We start from the raw sequence: 16,567 nt of genomic DNA, 5'->3' as shown, positions 1-16,567 counted from the left end.
GGTGGCATGACCGTCTGGAGCCAGCTCGTCGGGCAGGAGCACGCCATCGGCGCCCTGCAGGACGCCTCGACGCCCCGGGACGACCGTGGCCGGGAGTCGTCGTCGATGACGCACTCCTGGCTCATCACCGGCCCTCCCGGGTCCGGCCGCTCGAACCTCGCCTACGCGTTCGCCTCCGCACTGCTCTGCCGCCACGGCGGCTGCGGGGAGTGCCCCGACTGCCGCCAGGTCGCCGCCCGCTCCCATCCCGACCTCGCCGTGCTGACCACCGAGCGCGTGATCATCTCGATCGACGAGGTGCGGCGGCTGGTCAGCAGCTCGCAGTACTCGCCCTCGGTGTCGCGCTACCGCGTCATGGTTATCGAGGACGCCGACCGGATGAGCGAGCGCACGTCCAACGTGCTGCTGAAGGCGCTCGAAGAGCCGCCGGAGCGCACGGTCTGGATCCTGTGCGCCCCGAGCGAGGCCGATCTGCTCCCCACCATCCGCTCCCGCGTCCGCTCCGTGCGGCTCCGCGTGCCGAGCGTCGAGGACGTCGCCGGTCTCCTCGAGCGCCGCGACGGGGTCGACCCCGAGACCGCCGAGCGCGCCGCCCGCCAGGCTCAGAGCCACATCGGGATGGCGCACCGCCTGGCGACCGACGCGAACGCGCGCGAGCGGCGCGAGGAGACGCTCCGCATCGCCCTGCGCCTCCGCGGCGTCTCGGACGCGGTGCTCGGCGCTGCGCGGATGATCGAGGTCGCGACCGAGGACGCCAAGGCGATCACGCTCGAGCGCGACGAGGCCGAGCGGCAGCAGGCGCTGCGCTCGCTCGGCGTCGAGCCCGGGGGCACCGTGCCCGCGCAGCTCCGCTCGCAGCTGCGGGCGCTCGAGGAGGATCAGAAGCGACGCGCGACGCGGAGCCTCCGCGACGGCCTCGACCGGATCCTCGTCGACCTGCTCTCCCTTTACCGCGACGTGGTGCGCCTCCAGCTCGGAGCGCCCGGCGGCGTCATCAACGAGGAGGTCCGGACCGAGATGACCGCGCTCGCCGACGCGACTCCGCCCGACCGCACGCTCGCCGTCCTCGACGCGATCGCGACAGCCCGGCAGCGGATCGACGCGAACGTCTCCCCGGTCCTCGCTCTCGAGGCGCTGCTCGTCGTCGCGGCGCGCCGCCCGGTGGCCGCGTGAGGCGGGGGCGCCGGTCGGCCGTCGTCGTCGCGCTCGTCGCGGCCGCGTCCCTCCTGACCGGCTGCTTCGCGCCCGGCCCGAGCGTCGACCGGACCTCCACCCCCTATCCGCAGACCGTCGACGACTCCCTGGAGCGCTACTACTCGCAGGTGCTGGTCTGGGACGACTGCGGCGACGGCGCTCTCTGCACCGACGCGACCGTCCCGCTCGACTGGGACGACCCCTCGGGGGAGATCGCGTCGATCGCTCTGGTGCGCCGACCCGCGACGAAGGGCCCGGCGATCGGCTCCCTGCTCGTGAATCCGGGCGGACCGGGAGCGTCGGGCGTCGACTTCGTCCGCGACAGCGCCGACTACGCGGTCGACTCCGCGCTCGCCGCCCGGTACGACGTCGTCGGCTTCGATCCGCGCGGGGTGGGCGCCTCCACCGCGGTCTCCTGCCTCGACGCCGCGGGGCTCGACTCCTACCTCTACGACATCACGCCGGGGGAGCGGGGCAGCGACGAGTGGATCCAGGCGCAGCGCACGACCGCTGCCGCGTTCGCCGCCGCTTGCGAGGAGCGTAGCGGGCCGCTGCTGCCCGAGGTCGGCACCCCGAGCGCCGCCCGTGATCTCGACGTGCTGCGCGCGGCGCTCGGCGACGAGACGCTGCACTACCTCGGCTACTCCTACGGCACGTTCCTCGGAGCGACCTACGCCGGGCTGTTCCCGGACCGGGTCGGCCGCCTCGTCCTCGACGGCGCGATCGACCCGGCGGCCACCTCGTTCGACGTGGTGCGCGAGCAGGCGAAGGGGTTCGAGAGCGCACTGCGCGCCTACCTCTCCGACTGCCTCCGCTCGGACGACTGCCCGTTCACCGGCACCGTCGACGCGGGGATGGCCCAGCTGAAGCGCATGCTCGAGGACGTGGACGCCTCGCCGATCCGGGCCGCCGACGGCCGTGAGCTCGGCGCGAGCACGCTGTTCACCGCGATCGTCTACCCGCTCTACGACGCCACGGCGTGGGGAGCGCTGAGCGAGATGCTGGCCGGCGTCCGCCGGGGCGACCCCGCGGTCGCGTTCCAGTACGCGGACGCCTACAACGGGCGCGACGCGGACGGCCGGTACGCGGACAACACCACCGAGGCGTTCCTCGCGATCAACTGCGTCGACTACCCCTACGACGCCGTCACCGCCTCGATGCGCGCCGACGAGGCCGCTCTCGAGCAGGCCGCGCCGACCATCGGCCGTTACATGGCCTACGGCGACATCCTCTGCAGCGAGTGGCCGGCGGCGTTCGAGGGCTCCCGCGAGCCGATCACCGCGGAGGGCTCGGCGCCCATCCTGGTCGTGGGCACCACGAACGATCCCGCGACGCCCTACGTGTGGGCGCAGGCGCTCGCGGGCGAGCTCTCCGCCGGACACCTGGTCACCTACGACGGCGAGGGCCACACGGCCTACAACAAGTCGACGTCCTGCGTGAACGACGCGGTCGACGCGTACCTGCTCGAGGGGACGGTCCCGGAGGTGGACCCGAAGTGCTGACCGAGCAGGAGCGGTCCCGCGAGCAGCAGCCCGGGCTTCGCGAGCGCAAGCGCCTGGCCACGCGGCGGGCGATCGAGATCGCCGTCCTCCGCCTCGCTAGCGAGCGCGGGCCGGAGCGCGTGACCATCGACGACGTCTCGCGCGCCGCCGACGTCTCCACGCGCACCTTCTTCAACTACTTCGCCTCGAAGGAGGACGCGCTGGTCGGCGGGCTCCCGGTCATCGCCGACGAGACGGCGGCGGCGTTCGTCGCGGGCCGGGGCGCCGTGCTCGAGGACCTGCAGCGGGTCTTCGTCGCCGCGATGGAGGAGCCGCTCGAGGAGGACCGGGAGCTGCACGTCCTCCGCCGCGCGCTCTTCCGCGAGCACCCGCATCTGGTCGGTCTGAAGATCGCGGGCATGCGCGAGTTAGAGCTCGCGGTCGAGGGGCTCGTCGCCGAGCGTCTCGGCCAGGAGGACGACGACGCGGAGCGGGTGCGCAGCCGGGCGCGGATGCTGACGCTCCTCGGGCTCGCCGCCGTCCGCCACGCCTGGGCGGCCTGGGTCGATCACGACGGCCGGGAGGCCCTGCCCGGACGCATCGCCCGCTCCTTCGAGGAGCTCCGCGGCGCGCTCGCCTGAGCCGAGCGCGGCGGTCGCCGCCGCCGTCGCGGAGCCTCTGCTCGACCGCGCCGTCCTGATTCACGCCCGGGGGCGCGAGCAGGCTATGCTGTGTAATCGTGTCCGGGGCTCAGGCCCCGCGTGCACGCCGCCTTAGCTCAGTCGGCAGAGCGTCTCACTCGTAATGAGAAGGTCGTGGGTTCGATTCCCACAGGCGGCTCCCTCTCCCGTCATCCGCGACGTCCCGGCCGGATCCGCGAGTTCCCGGCCTCATCCGCGGCGTCCAGGTCGCGTCGAACTCGCGTCGCTACCCTGTTGCGGATGACCGACACGCCTCCTCCCCGCCGACGCCGCACTCTCGTGGTCGCCGCGGTGCTCGTGGCCGCCGTGGTCGGTGGCGGCGCCTTCGGCGTGGGGACGGCCCTCGGCAGCGCCGCGGAGCCCGGGGCGCTGCCCGTCGTCTCGACCCCGACCGCCACCGCGACTCCCGCACCGACGCCGACGGCCACGGCGCGGCCCACCGCCGAAGCGGCGGCCGAGGCGCTCCGCACCTGCTCGGTGGCGGGGCTCGCCGCCGACCCGCGCCTGGGCTCGATGCAGGCGCGTGTGGTCGACGCCGCGACGGGCGAGGTCCTGTTCGACCGCGGGGGCGGGACCGCGTCCCGCACCGCCTCCGCCCTCAAGATCCTCACGGCCGCGTCGGCGCTCGCGGTCCTCGGCCCGGACACGCGCATCGCCACCACCGTGGTCCGCGGGAGCGAGCCCGGAAGCGTCGTCCTCGTCGGCGGGGGAGACCTCACCCTGACCCGGCTCCCGACCGGCCGGGAGTCGACCTACGCCGGAGCGGCCCACCTCGACGACCTCGCGGCGCAGGTCGAGAGCGCCTGGGAGGCGGACCCGTCCACCGCCGGGACGCCGATCACGTCGCTGGTGCTCGACTCCTCCCTCTACTCGGGCGAGACCTGGCAGCCGAGCTGGAACCGCAAGGAGCAGGTCGACGGCTACATGCCCGAGATCACGGCGCTCCAGGTGGACGGCGATCGCGAGGACCCCACGGCCTCGACCTCCGAGCGCGGCACGGATCCGGTCGGCCGGGCCGGAGAGGCGTTCGCCGACGAGCTGGACGGCTCGCCCGTGGTCTCCACCGGGACCGCTCCCGCGGGCGCCGCGGTTCTCGGCACAGTGGAGTCGGCTCCGGTCGGCACGCTCGTGCAGCAGATGCTGCTCGTCTCCGACAATGCGATCGCCGAGATGCTCGCGCGGCTCGTCGCGATCCGCACCGGCGCGGGCAGCGACTTCGCTGCCGAGCAGGCCGGTGTGCTGCAGGGGCTCGCCGGTTACGGCGTCGACACGTCCGGGATCGCGATCGTCGACGGCTCCGGCCTGAGCGACGACAACGCGGTCGCGCCGGCGTACTTCACCGAGCTGCTCCGGAAGGTGCAGGCCCGCGAGGGGCAGCTGGGGATCCTCCTGGACGGCCTGCCGGTGTCGGGCCGGACGGGCTCGCTCTCCTACTCCGACCGCTTCGCCGGCGACAACGCCGCGGCCGACGGCGCGGTGCGCGCGAAGACGGGCTGGATCGACACCGGCTACACACTGGCCGGCGTGGTCACCGCGGCGGACGGCACCGAGCTGACCTTCGCGGTCTACGCTCTCGGCGACGTCTCCGACTCGGCGAAGACCGCGATCGACACCCTCGTGACGGGCGTCTACCGCTGCGGATCCTCGCTCTCCGATTCCTGACGCGGGCGGGTCGACCTCCCGCGCCTCCTCCTCCTCCACCTCCTCCCGGAAGGCCCACGATGACCACCGCACTCCTGATCGTCGACGTGCAGAACGACTTCACCGAGGGCGGCGCGCTCGCCGTCACAGGCGGCGCGGCCGTCGCCCGGGGAATCACCGCGCATCTGGCGGCGCACGCCGACCGCTACTCCGCGGTGCTGGCCTCCCGCGACTGGCACAAGGGCGACTCCGACAACGGCGGCCACTTCGCGGTGGAGCCGGACTTCGTCGACAGCTGGCCCGTCCACTGCGTCGCCGGCACGGACGGCGCGCGGTTCCACCCGGCCCTGGACATCGCTCTGATCGACGTGCAGATCCTCAAGGGGCAGGGCCGCCCCTCCTACTCGGCCTTCGAGGGCATGACGGAGGCGGGCGAGGAGCTCGGCGCCGTGCTCGCGGAGCGGGGCGTCACCGCGCTCGACGTCGTGGGACTCGCGACCGACCACTGCGTGCGCGCCTCGGCGCTCGACGCGCGACGGGCGGGGCTCGAGGTCCGCGTGCTCCAGGACCTGGTCGCAGGCGTCTCCGAGGAGGCGAGTGCCGCGGCGCTGCGCGAGCTGACGGAGGTGGGAGTCCGCGTCGAGCGGTCCGTCTGAGCGCTCGTCCCTTCACAGGGCTCAGGGAGGCGCAGGTCCTCGCGGCTCCCGGCGACCCCGCCCCCGGAGCGATCGCCCGTCCTACACTGGGAGGACGAGAAGCTCCTCCCGGCGCGGTCTGCGCGCTCCGATCCGAAGAAGTGGTTCCCTCCTGTGACTGATTCCGTCGCGTCCCGCGCCGCCGAGACCGCTCTGCTCGCCCGCATCCCCACGCAGCTGCTGATCGGCGGTGAGTGGGTGGACGCCTCCGGCGGCGGCTCGATCGACGTCGAGGACCCGGCCACCGGAGCGGTCCTGGTCTCGATCGCCGACGCGACTCCGGAGGACGGGGTCCGGGCGCTCGACGCCGCCGTCGCCGCCGGTCCGTCGTGGGCCGCGACGGCGCCGCGGAAGCGGGGCGAGATCCTCCGGCGGGCGTTCGACCTCCTGCAGGAGCGCACCGAGGAGTTCGCGCTCCTGATGGCGCTCGAGATGGGCAAGCCGGTCGCGGAGGCGAGGGGCGAGGTCGTGTACGGCGGCGAATTCCTCCGCTGGTTCAGCGAGGAGGCGGTGCGCATCAGCGGACGCTACGGAGTCTCGCCCGAGGGCAGCGGCCGGATGATCGTCTCGCAGCACCCGGTGGGCCCCTGCTACCTCATCACGCCCTGGAACTTCCCGCTCGCGATGGCGACGCGGAAGATCGCTCCGGCGCTGGCGGCGGGCTGCACCGTCGTCGTGAAGCCGGCCGAGCTCACTCCGCTCACCACGCTCGCCTTCGCGGCGCTGCTCGCCGAGGCGGGGCTCCCCGACGGCGTGCTCAACGTGGTCACCACGTCCTCGGCGGGAGCCGTGTCGGCTCCGATCCTGTCGGATCCCCGCCTGCGGAAGGTGTCCTTCACTGGCTCCACTCCCGTCGGGCGCACGCTGCTGCAGCAGGCGTCCGAGAACGTGCTGCGGACCTCGATGGAGCTGGGCGGCAACGCGCCCTTCGTCGTGTTCGAGGACGCCGACCTCGACCGGGCGGTCGAGGGCGCGATGCTCGCGAAGTTCCGCAACATCGGCCAGGCCTGCACGGCCGCCAACCGCTTCTTCGTGCACGAGTCGATCGCCGAGGAGTTCGCCGCGCGGATCGTGGAGCGCGTGCGCGCTCTGCGCGTCGGCCGCGGCACCGAGGACGGGGTGACCATCGGCCCGCTGATCGACGAGCGCGCGGTCGAGAAGGCGTCCGCGCTGGTGGAGGACGCCGTCTCCCGCGGCGCGCGCCTGCTCACCGGCGGCGATCGGATCGAGGGGGCCGGCCACTTCTACCGGCCGACCGTGCTCGCGGGGGTCGACCGGGAGAGCGAGATCCTGCGCACGGAGATCTTCGGCCCGGTGCTCGCGATCGTGCCGTTCACCGACGAGGACGACGCCGTCGAGCTCGCCAACGACACCGAGTACGGACTGGTGTCCTACGTCTTCACGCGCGACCTCGCCCGCGGTCAGCGGATGATCGAGCGGCTCGCCACCGGGATGATGGGCCTCAACGTCGGCGTGGTGTCGAACGCGGCGGCACCCTTCGGCGGGGTGAAGCAGTCGGGCCTCGGCCGCGAGGGCGGACTCGAGGGGATCCACGAGTACCTCAGCACCAAGTACACGCTCACCCCCGACCCCTTCGCCTGATCCGGTGGAGCGGATCGAGGTCACCGCGCTCGACGACCCGAGGCTGCGCGACTACGCGCACGCCACGGACGTCGCGCTGAAGAACGCCCGCGGCCCGCACGGCCTGTACATCGCGGAGTCGGCGCTCGTGCTCGAGCGTGCGCTCGCCGCCGGGCACCGGCCGCGCTCGGTGCTCGCCCTCGGCGGATCGGCAGGCGAGGCCGAGCGCCTGGTCGGCTGCTTCGACGTCCCCGTCTTCACGGGCCCGGGTGAGCTCCTGGCCGAGCTCACCGGGTACACCCTGCACCGCGGCCTGATCGCGGCGATGGACCGGCCCGTGCTGCCCGACCCGTCCGACCTGCTCGCGGGAGCGCGCCGCGTCGTCGTGCTCGAGGACGTGGTCGACCCGACGAACGTCGGCGCGATCTTCCGCTCCGTCGGGGCCATCGGAGCCGATGCGGTGCTGGTGACGCCGCGCTGCTCCGATCCGTACTACCGCCGCGCCATCCGCGTGAGCATGGGAACGGTCCTCCAGGTGCCCTGGACACGCGTCGGCGACTGGCCGTCGACGCAGCGGCTCCTGCACGGAGCGGGCTTCACGATCGCGGCGATGGCTCTGACCCCGGAGGCGGTGCCCCTGCGGGACTTCGCCGCCCGCGCTCCGGAGCGCGTCGCCCTCGTGCTCGGCACCGAGGGGCAGGGTCTCACCGCCGACGCGCTCGCCGCCGCCGATGTCGCCGTCCAGATCCCGATGCGGCACGGGATCGACTCGCTCAACGTCGCTGCGGCGTCGGCGGTCGCGATGTGGGCGCTCGCCGAGCCCTCCTGAGAGGCGCGCCTGTGCCCCGTTGGGGGTGCCACTGGGGCGTGAGAGCGCGCCCAGCGCTCGCCGGAAGCATCGACTGCGCTACCGTGGCCGCACTCCTGCCCGCAGCCGTCACGAACGAGGTCGTCCATGCTCCTGCGCACGACGCTCCGCCCGCCCGTCGCGCTGCTCGTCGGAGTCGCGCTCGCACTGAGCCTCACCGCCTGCTCCGGTCCCGCCGCGGAGGTGCCGGACGGGTCCGTGCGCGACTCGGGCTCCGTCGCGACCGCCGCCCCGGCGCCCACCGGCACAGCCGATCCCGAGAGCGGCGCGCGCATGACCCGCCTGATCAGCGACTGCCTCGCCCGCTACGGCCTGAGCGACCGGCCGCCGCTCGCGAGCCCGCTCGCGGAGGAGGAGGTCCGCCTGGCGGCGCAGCGCGCCCGTGACGCCTACGACGCCACCCTGACCGACTGCTCGGCGCAGGCGCTCGCGTCCGGAGAGCCGAGCAGTGATCCGACGGGGGAGCCCGGCAGCGAGCCGACCGACGAGCCCGACGCCGACTCCACCCCCGCTCCGGCGGGCTGACCGTGCGACTCGAGGGGACGTCCGCGCTGATCGCGGGGGGAGCATCCGGACTGGGAGCCGCGACGGCGACGGCGCTCGACGCCGCAGGAGCGCACGTGGTCGTGCTCGACCTGCCGCACGCGGTGGAGGCCGCGCGTCTGCCCGCCTCCGTGCAGCTGATCGCCGGGGACGTCCTCGATCCGGACGCCGTCTCGCGCGCCGTGGAGGCGGCGGGGGAGCTGCGCGTCGCCGTGAGCTGTGCGGGCGTGGCCACACCCGGGCGGCTGCTCGGACGCGACGGGCCGCTGCCGCTCGAGCAGTTCGAGCAGGTGCTGCGGATCAACACGACCGGGACGCTCAACGTGCTGCGCCTCGCCGCGGCGTCGATCGCCGAGCGGGAGCCGATCGACGGGGAGCGGGGAGTCCTGGTCACGACCGCCTCCGTCGCCGCCTTCGAGGGGCAGATCGGACAGGCGGCCTACGCCGCGTCGAAGGGAGCCGTGGCGGCGATGACCCTGCCGCTCGCGCGCGAGCTCGCGGCCCGGCTCGTGCGCGTGGTGTCGATCGCACCGGGCACGTTCGACACGCCCCTGCTCGCCGGGCTGCCGGACAGGGCCCGCGAGGCGCTCGGCTCGGCGACGCCGCATCCGGCTCGCCTCGGACGCCCCGAGGAGTTCGCGGCCCTGGTGCGGCACATCGTCGAGAACCCCATGATCAACGGCGAGACCATCCGGCTCGACGGGGCTCTGCGGCTGCCGCCGCGCTGAGGGACGAGCAGGCGCAGGCTGCCGGTCGAGACGTGCGGGCGTCTCGACACGCCGCTGCGCGGCTGGTCGACCGGCATGAGGCGGCGGCGGTCGCGAGACGCCGCTGCGGCGTCCGTCAGACGAGCAGCTGGTGCTTGGCGAGGTCCCGGTAGAGCGGCGTCGACTCGACGAGCTCGGAGTGGGTGCCGACTCCCACGACCTCGCCCTTCTGCAGCACGACGATGCGGTCGGAATCGACCACCGTCGACAGGCGGTGCGCGATCACCAGCAGGGTCCGGTTCTCGGCGACCGCGTCGATCGCCAGGCGCAGGCGCTGCTCGTTGAGTCCGTCGAGGCTCGACGTGGACTCGTCCAGTAGCAGGATCGGCGGGGCCGCCAGGAGCGCGCGGCCGATCGCGAGGCGCTGACGCTCACCGCCCGAGAGCATCACTCCGCTCTCGCCCACCGGCGCGTGCAGGCCGAGCGGGTTGCGCTCGAGCACGTCGGTCAGGTTCACCGCCTCGAGCACCCGGAGGCAGTCGGCGTCGTCGGCGTCGGGGCGGCCGAGGACGAGGTTCTCGCGGATGGTGCCGGCCAGGACGGGGGCGTCCTGCTCGACGTAGCCGATCTGCGCGCGGAGCGCGTCGCGGTCGATGGCCGTGATGTCGACACCGCCGAGTCGGACGACGCCGGCCTCCGGGTCGTAGAACCGCTCGATGAGGGCGAGGATCGTGCTCTTGCCCGCTCCCGACGGTCCGACCAGGGCGGTGCGCTTGCCGCGCGGCACGGTGAAGGAGACGCCGCGCAGGACGGTGCGGTCGCGCTCGTCCGCTACGGCCGCCGCGTCGGGCACGGCGCCCTCCTCGTAGGAGAACACCACGTCCTCGAAGGAGATGGCCTCCTCCGCCACGCCGGCGCCGAGGCCGCCCGCGGAGGCGTCGCCGTCGCCCTCGATCGGCAGATCGATGATCTCCTGGATGCGGCCGAGGGCGCCCAGCGCCGAGTTCACCGAGGTGATGGCGCCGATGAAGTTGCCGAGCGGCATCACCATCATGAAGAGGAAGAGGATGAACGAGACCAGCTGGGCGATGTCGATCGCGCCGGACGCGACGCGGAAACCGCCGACGCCGAGGACGGCGAGGAAGGCGACCTGCATGGCGATCCCCGCCACCGGCACCACGAGGGCCGAGACGTGCGCGACGCGGATCCCGAGGCGGTACGCCTCCGTCGCGTGCTGGTCGACGACCGCGATCTCGCGATCGGTGGCTCCGGCGGCACGGATCGTCCGGACGGCGCTGATGGCGCGCTCGACGGCCGCGGCCAGATCGCCGACCTTCTCCTGCGCCTTGCGGCTGGCGGTGCGGATGCCGCGGCCGAGGGTCAGCGCGAGCCCGAGGGCCACCGCCACCACCGCCACGATGATCAGCAGCAGCACCCAGTCGATGACGGCCATCGCGATGATCGCGCCGACGAAGACGAGGGAGCCCGCGATCGAGTCGACGAGCCCCTGGGTCAGCACCGCGCGCAGGAGCGTGGAGTCGGAGCCGACGCGCGAGACGAGGTCGCCGGTGCGGCGCGCGTCGAACTCCCGGATGGGGAGGCGCAGCAGCCGTGCGACGAGGCGGCGGCGGCTCGAGAGCACGATCCCCTCGCCGGTGCGCTGGAGCAGGTAGTGCGCGAAGCCCGAGATGAGCCCGGAGGCCACGACCAGGCCGACGAGGGCCCACACCAGCGGGCCGAGATCGAGACCGGACTGGACCCGGGTGATGACCTGGCCGACGAGCAGGGGCTGGCCGAGGCTCGCCGCCGCTCCGAACAGGCTGAGGACCACGACGACCGAGAGGATGCCGCGGTGCTCGAGCAGGTAGGGCACGAGCTGCGAGAAGGAGGCGCGGGGTCCGTCGTCGCGGGAGGGTCGTCGTCCGCCGCGCCGGGAGGTGGTGGTGCTCATCGCCGTCCATTCTGCCCCGTCGTCGCTGCGAGCAGGCCGCCAGAGGGCGGGCCCGGTGCTCAGGGAGGGAGCGGAGACGCGGACGGCCCGCCGGGGGATCCCGTCGGGCCGTCCTCTGCAGGGAGTCCTACGAGACGTTGTCGTGGTACGACGCGTTCTTCGTCTCCTTGGAGAGCAGGAGCGCGATCAGCGTCAGCACGGCCGCGGCGCTGAGGTAGAGGCCGACCAGCACGGTGCTGCCGCCCGCCGCCCTCCACAGCGCGACCGCGATGATCGGCGCGAGGGCCGCTCCGAGGATCGATGCGAGGTTGTACGCCATCGCCGAGCCGGTGTAGCGGACGTTGGTCGGGAACAGCTCGGGGAGGACGGCGCCCATCGGGCCGAAGGTCAGGCCCATCAGCGTGAAGCCGAGGATCAGGACGGCCATGACGCCCGCGAAGCCGGCGCTGAACAGGGGCACGAAGAGCAGGCCGAACACGAGGATCGCCGCGGTCACCACGAGCAGCGTCCGCCGGCGGCCGAAGCGCTCCGCGAGCGGGCCGGAGACGAGCGTGAAGATCCCGAAGAACACCACGCCGACGATCAGCATGACGAGGAAGTCGTTGCGCGTGTAGCCGAGGCCCGGAACCGCGCCGTCGACGGGTGAGGTGCCGTAGGTCAGCGTGAACGTGGTCATCAGGTAGAAGAGCACGTAGGTCGCCAGCATGATGAAGGTGCCCAGGATGAGCGGGCGCCAGCTGGTGACGAAGACGCGGGCGAGGGGCAGCTTGGCGACCTCGCCCTTCTCGACGACCTTCTGGAACGCGGGCGTCTCGACGAGCTTGAACCGCACGTAGAGCCCGATGATCACGAGCACGGCGCTCGCCAGGAACGGCACGCGCCAGCCCCAGGCCGCGAACGTCTCGTCGCTCATCGTGCTCGCGAGCACCAGGAACAGGACGTTGGCGACGATGAAGCCGATCGGTGCGCCCAGCTGCGGGAAGGTGCCGTAGATGGCGCGCTTGCCGGCCGGTGCGTTCTCGGTCGCGAGCAGCGCGGCTCCGGACCACTCGCCGCCGAGGCCGAGGCCCTGGCAGAAGCGCATCACCACGAGCAGGAACGGAGCGAGGAACTCCCAGCCGGGCGTGAGCGCGGTGGGCAGGCAGCCGATCAGGAAGGTCGCGACGCCCATGGTGAGCAGTGAGGCGACGAGGGTGCCCTTGCGGCCGACGCGGTCGCCGAAGTGGCCGAAGATGATCGACCCGATCGGGCGCGCGATGAACGCGACGCCGAAGACGGCGAAGGAGGCGAGGAGGGCCGTGGCCGGGTCCTCGTTGACGAAGAAGAGCGACGGGAAAACCAGGACGGCGGCGGTCGCGTAGGCGTAGAAGTCGTAGAACTCGATCGAGGTGCCGATGAGGCTGGCGAGGATGACGCGGCCGCGGGAGTTCTGCGGGGCGGCTGCTGGCGCGTCGGAGACGGCGGGAGAGGACATGAGGGAGGGGCTCCGTGTGGACGGCGACTCCCCCTGAGCCGGCGGGGCGGGGCGTCGATCGGGCGTCGCGGACCGCTGGGGCGAGGGGGAGGAGAGAGGGGTCGCTCGTGACGACCCGACCACTTTACTCCGTGTTCTCCCAGGTTCGTGTGCGGGCGGCCCCAGGACGGGGGCCGCCCGCAGTGGTTCAGCTGCGCAGCGAGCGGAGGAGCAGAGCGGTCGAGACCGCCGCCTCGGCCGCCTCGCGCCCCTTGTCCTCCTTCGAGCCGGGAAGGCCCGCGCGATCGATGCCCTGCTGCTCGGTGTCGAGGGTGAGCACGCCGAAGCCGACCGGCTTGCCCGTCAGGATCGAGACGGTGGTGAGCCCGGAGGTGGCGGCGTCCGAGACGTACTCGAAGTGCGGGGTGCCGCCGCGGATGATCACGCCGAGGGCGACGACCGCGTCGGCCCCCGCCTCCAGGGCCGCCTTCGAGGCGACGGGCAGCTCGAACGAGCCGGGCACGCGCACGAGCGACCAGGACGCTCCGGCCTCGTCGAGGGCTCGGCCCGCTCCGGCGATCAGACCGTCGCTGATCTGCTCGTGCCAGGTCCCCGCGATGACGACGACGCGCAGTCCCGCGCCGTCGAGAGGGGAGGTGGTGGGGGCGCCGCTACCGGCCATTGCTACTCCTTCGTGGTGGCGCCGGCGATCCCGGCGTCGAGGGCGAGGCCGGAGATCCCGGCGTCGAGGGGGTCGTGGTCGAGGACGCTGTCGAGGGTGTGGCCCATGCGGTCGCGCTTGGTCTCGAGGTAGCCCTCGTTGAAGGCGCCGACCCCGACGACGAGCGGCACGCGCTCGGCGACGACGATGCCGCGGTCGGTGAGCTGGCGGACCTTCTCGGGGTTGTTGGTGAGCAGGCGCACCTCGGTGAGGCCGAGGTCCTCGAGGATCCCGACCGCCGCTCCGTAGTCCCGCGCGTCGGCGGGGAGCCCGAGGGCGAGGTTCGCGTCGAGGGTGTCGAGGCCGTCCTCCTGCAGGCGGTAGGCGCGCAGCTTGTTGATCAGGCCGATGCCCCGGCCCTCGTGACCGCGGAGGTAGACGACGACGCCGCCGTCCCGCTGGATCGTGTCGAGGGCGGCGTCGAGCTGGGGCCCGCACTCGCACTTCAGCGAGCCGAACGCCTCGCCGGTCAGGCACTCGGAGTGCACGCGCACCAGGACGGGCCGCCCCGCGGCGACCTCTCCCGCGAGGATCGCGACGTGATCCGCTCCGGTCTGCCGGTCGCGGTAGGCGCGGATCCGGAACGGGCCGTGGGTGGTCGGCACCGTGGTCTCGACCTCGAAGCTCACCCGCGCGCTCTCCGGGACCGCGACCGTGACGGGCACCTCCGCGTCGCAGTGGAACTCCTGCAGGTACGCGATGAGGGCCGCGACCGTGGTCACCGGCACGCCCTCGCGCTCGCCGAGAGCGATCAGCCCGGGCAGCCGCATCATCTCGCCGTCCTCGGCGACGATCTCGGAGATCGCGCCCACGGGGTACAGGCCGGCGAGCTTCATCAGGTCGACCGCCGCCTCCGTGTGCCCGTCGCGCTCGCGCACGCCGCCGTCGACGGCGCGCAGCGGCAGGATGTGGCCGGGGCGGTTCAGGCGGGACGGGGTCGCCTCGGGGTCGGCCAGCACGCGGAGGGTGTGCGCGCGGTCGGAGGCGCTGATGCCGGTGGAGAGCCGGTCGGCCGCGTCGACGGACAGCGTGTAGGCGGTGCCGCGCGGGTCCTCGTTCTCGACCACCATCAGCGGCAGGGCGAGGCGGTCGGCGATCTCGTTGGTCATCGGCGCGCAGATGAACCCGGAGGAGTGGCGGACCATCCAGGCGATCGTCTCCTGGCTGGCGAGCTGGGCCGAGACGATGACATCGCCCTCGTTCTCGCGGCCCTCGTCGTCCGCGACGATGATCGGGCGCCCGGCGCGCAGCGCCTCGACGGCCTCGGGGATGGTGGCGAGGCTCATGAGCGGGCCTCCGCGATCGAGCGCAGCGCGAGCATCCGCTCGACGTGGCGGGCCAGGACGTCGGTCTCGATGTTGACCTGATCGCCGATCGCGCGCGCGCCCAGCGTGGTGACGGCGAGCGTCTCGGGGATCAGCGAGACCTCGAACCACTGCTCCGGCTCGGCGGCGGGGCTGATCGCCGAGACGGTCAGCGAGACGCCGTCCACCGCGATCGAGCCCTTGTCGACGACGAGCGGAGCGATGCCGGTCGGCAGCGAGAACCGCAGCACCCGCCACGCCTCGCCCGGTGCGATGGCGAGCAGCGTCGCCGTGCCGTCGATGTGGCCCTGGACGATGTGGCCGCCGAGCCGGTCGCCGACCAGCGCGGCGCGCTCGAGGTTCACGGGGTCGCCGACGCCCACGCCGTCGAGGGTCGACATCCGCAGGGTCTGCGCCATGACGTCGGCGGTGAAGCCCTGGTCGGTGTGCTCGACCACGGTGAGGCAGACGCCCGAGACCGCGATCGAGTCGCCGTGCCGCACGCCCTCGACGGCGAGGGGCCCGCGGATGCTGAGGCGGATCGCGTCGGCGCCCGCCTCGACGGCGGTCACGACGCCCTTCTCCTCGATGATTCCGGTGAACATCAGTGGGTCTCCATCTGCAGGGCGTGGGGGAGGCGGGCCGGGGTGCCGGCACCGCCCGCGGGGAGGACGTCGGGGCGCGCGGTCACGAGGAGGTCGTCGCCGAGGATCTCGACCGAGCGGAGGGAGAGGCGCCGGGCCCCGCCGATGCTCTCCACGCCGAGGTCGCCGAGCGCGAGGCGGGGGCCGCCGAGGAGCGCGGGCGCGAGGAACACGAGGTACTCGTCGACCAGTCCGGCGGCGACGAGCGCGGAGGCGAGGGTCGGTCCGGCCTCGACGTAGACGCTGCGGATCTCGGCGGAGTAGAGGTGCGCGAGGACCGCGGCGAGGTCGCGGGTGCGCTCGACCACGACGGCGCGGGGGTGCTCGTGCAGGCGGGCGCCCGGCGGCACGGGGCGCGTGCCGACGACGACGGGCACCGGCTGGTGGGCGAGGAGCTCGCCTCCGTCGCCGCGGGCGGTGAGCGCGGGATCGTCGGCGAGGACGGTCCCGGTGCCGACGAGGATCGCGTCGTGCGCGGCACGCTGCTCGTGCACGCGCTGCCGGGCCGCCGCTCCGGTGATCCAGCGGCTGCTGCCGTCCGCCGCCGCGGTGCGGCCGTCGAGGGTCGAGGCCCACTTGAGCGTGACGAAGGGGCGGTGCAGGCGGGTCGCGGTGAGCCACGGGTGGAGGAACTGCTCTCCCTCCTCGGCGAGCACGCCCTCGATCACCTCGACGCCGGCCTCGCGGAGGGTGCGACCGCCGCCGGCCGAGCGCTCGCCCGGGTCCGGCGCGGCGTAGACGACGCGGGAGACGCCCGCCTCGATCAGGGCGAGGCTGCAGGGACCCGTGCGCCCGGTGTGGTCGCACGGCTCGAGCGAGACGACGGCCGTCGCGCCCTCGGCGGCGCCCGCCGCGACGTGCGACAGGGCGTCGACCTCGGCGTGCGCGGTGCCGGCTCCGTGGTGCCAGCCCTCGCCGAGGACGGTGCCGTCGGGCGCGAGGATCACGCAGCCCACGCGCGGGTTGGGTCCGCGAGCGGGCCCGCGCTCGGCGAGCGCCAGCGCCCGGCGCATCTCGTGCTCGTAGTCGATCGTCATTCCCGGTTCTTCCGTTCGTCGCCGAACTCCGGGGTCTCGATCGAGG

15 protein-coding genes and 1 tRNA gene are annotated in these 16,567 nt (G+C 73.5%); 10 read left to right on the top strand and 6 right to left on the bottom strand.

Annotated elements, in window-relative coordinates; genetic code table 11:
• Positions 1-6: 6 nt before the first annotated feature.
• The 10 genes from C5C33_RS02745 (at position 7) to C5C33_RS02700 (ending at position 9,432) form a co-directional block, all read left to right on the top strand.
• Positions 7-1,173, top strand: a complete 1,167-nt coding sequence (locus C5C33_RS02745; protein ID WP_104222203.1) for a DNA polymerase III subunit delta' — start codon at positions 7-9, stop codon at positions 1,171-1,173.
• Positions 1,170-2,696 (top strand): alpha/beta hydrolase, encoded by a 1,527-nt coding sequence (locus C5C33_RS02740; protein ID WP_104260352.1) that lies wholly within the window; start codon positions 1,170-1,172, stop codon positions 2,694-2,696. The genes C5C33_RS02745 and C5C33_RS02740 overlap by 4 nt, the downstream gene beginning before the upstream one ends.
• Positions 2,690-3,316: a TetR/AcrR family transcriptional regulator gene (locus C5C33_RS18350; RefSeq protein ID WP_219814933.1), complete on the top strand. Its 627-nt coding sequence runs from the start codon at positions 2,690-2,692 to the stop codon at positions 3,314-3,316. Before C5C33_RS02740 ends, C5C33_RS18350 begins: the two co-directional genes overlap by 7 nt.
• 126 nt (positions 3,317-3,442) lie before the next feature.
• A tRNA-Thr gene (locus C5C33_RS02730) sits at positions 3,443-3,515 on the top strand.
• Positions 3,516-3,616: 101 nt separating this feature from the next.
• Positions 3,617-5,038, top strand: coding sequence for a D-alanyl-D-alanine carboxypeptidase/D-alanyl-D-alanine-endopeptidase (gene dacB, locus C5C33_RS02725; RefSeq protein ID WP_104260351.1), 1,422 nt, complete (start codon positions 3,617-3,619; stop codon positions 5,036-5,038).
• 59 nt (positions 5,039-5,097) lie between these two features.
• Positions 5,098-5,673 carry an isochorismatase family protein gene (locus C5C33_RS02720; protein ID WP_104260350.1) on the top strand — a complete coding sequence of 192 codons (576 nt, stop codon included), beginning with the start codon at positions 5,098-5,100 and terminating at the stop codon, positions 5,671-5,673.
• 153 nt (positions 5,674-5,826) lie between these two features.
• Complete coding sequence (locus C5C33_RS02715; RefSeq protein WP_104260349.1) at positions 5,827-7,314, top strand: NAD-dependent succinate-semialdehyde dehydrogenase; 1,488 nt, start codon at positions 5,827-5,829, stop codon at positions 7,312-7,314.
• A gap of 4 nt (positions 7,315-7,318) precedes the next feature.
• Positions 7,319-8,122: an RNA methyltransferase gene (locus tag C5C33_RS02710; RefSeq protein ID WP_104260348.1), complete on the top strand. Its 804-nt coding sequence runs from the start codon at positions 7,319-7,321 to the stop codon at positions 8,120-8,122.
• 126 nt (positions 8,123-8,248) lie between these two features.
• On the top strand, positions 8,249-8,686 hold the full coding sequence (locus C5C33_RS02705) for a hypothetical protein (RefSeq protein WP_104233723.1): 438 nt from the start codon (positions 8,249-8,251) through the stop codon (positions 8,684-8,686).
• 2 nt (positions 8,687-8,688) lie between these two features.
• Positions 8,689-9,432, top strand: coding sequence for an SDR family NAD(P)-dependent oxidoreductase (locus C5C33_RS02700; RefSeq protein WP_104260347.1), 744 nt, complete (start codon positions 8,689-8,691; stop codon positions 9,430-9,432).
• A gap of 115 nt (positions 9,433-9,547) precedes the next feature.
• On the opposite strand, the gene C5C33_RS02695 is transcribed toward C5C33_RS02700, so the two are convergent.
• From C5C33_RS02695 to ribD, 6 genes are all read right to left on the bottom strand, one after another.
• On the bottom strand, positions 9,548-11,362 hold the full coding sequence (locus tag C5C33_RS02695) for an ABC transporter ATP-binding protein (RefSeq protein WP_104260346.1): 1,815 nt from the start codon (positions 11,360-11,362) through the stop codon (positions 9,548-9,550).
• Positions 11,363-11,489: 127 nt separating this feature from the next.
• A complete protein-coding gene (locus C5C33_RS02690) occupies positions 11,490-12,836 on the bottom strand; it encodes an MFS transporter (protein ID WP_104222221.1) in 1,347 nt (448 codons plus the stop codon).
• Between the two features lie 187 nt (positions 12,837-13,023).
• Positions 13,024-13,497 (bottom strand): 6,7-dimethyl-8-ribityllumazine synthase, encoded by a 474-nt coding sequence (gene ribH / locus C5C33_RS02685; RefSeq protein ID WP_104222223.1) that lies wholly within the window; start codon positions 13,495-13,497, stop codon positions 13,024-13,026.
• 2 nt (positions 13,498-13,499) lie between these two features.
• The gene (gene ribA / locus C5C33_RS02680) at positions 13,500-14,822 is read right to left on the bottom strand and encodes a GTP cyclohydrolase II (RefSeq protein ID WP_104260345.1); all 1,323 of its coding nucleotides are present in this window, start codon (positions 14,820-14,822) and stop codon (positions 13,500-13,502) included.
• Entirely contained in the window at positions 14,819-15,445 is a 627-nt protein-coding gene (locus C5C33_RS02675; RefSeq protein ID WP_104260344.1) for a riboflavin synthase, read from the bottom strand. Before C5C33_RS02675 ends, ribA begins: the two co-directional genes overlap by 4 nt.
• Positions 15,445-16,521: a bifunctional diaminohydroxyphosphoribosylaminopyrimidine deaminase/5-amino-6-(5-phosphoribosylamino)uracil reductase RibD gene (ribD, locus tag C5C33_RS02670; RefSeq protein ID WP_258069164.1), complete on the bottom strand. Its 1,077-nt coding sequence runs from the start codon at positions 16,519-16,521 to the stop codon at positions 15,445-15,447. Before ribD ends, C5C33_RS02675 begins: the two co-directional genes overlap by 1 nt.
• Between the last annotated feature and the right edge of the window lie 46 nt (positions 16,522-16,567).

This window comes from Rathayibacter sp. AY1H3, assembly GCF_002932015.1.
Note: the sequence above shows the minus strand (reverse complement) of the source record. Positions and strands in the feature narration are given on the sequence as shown.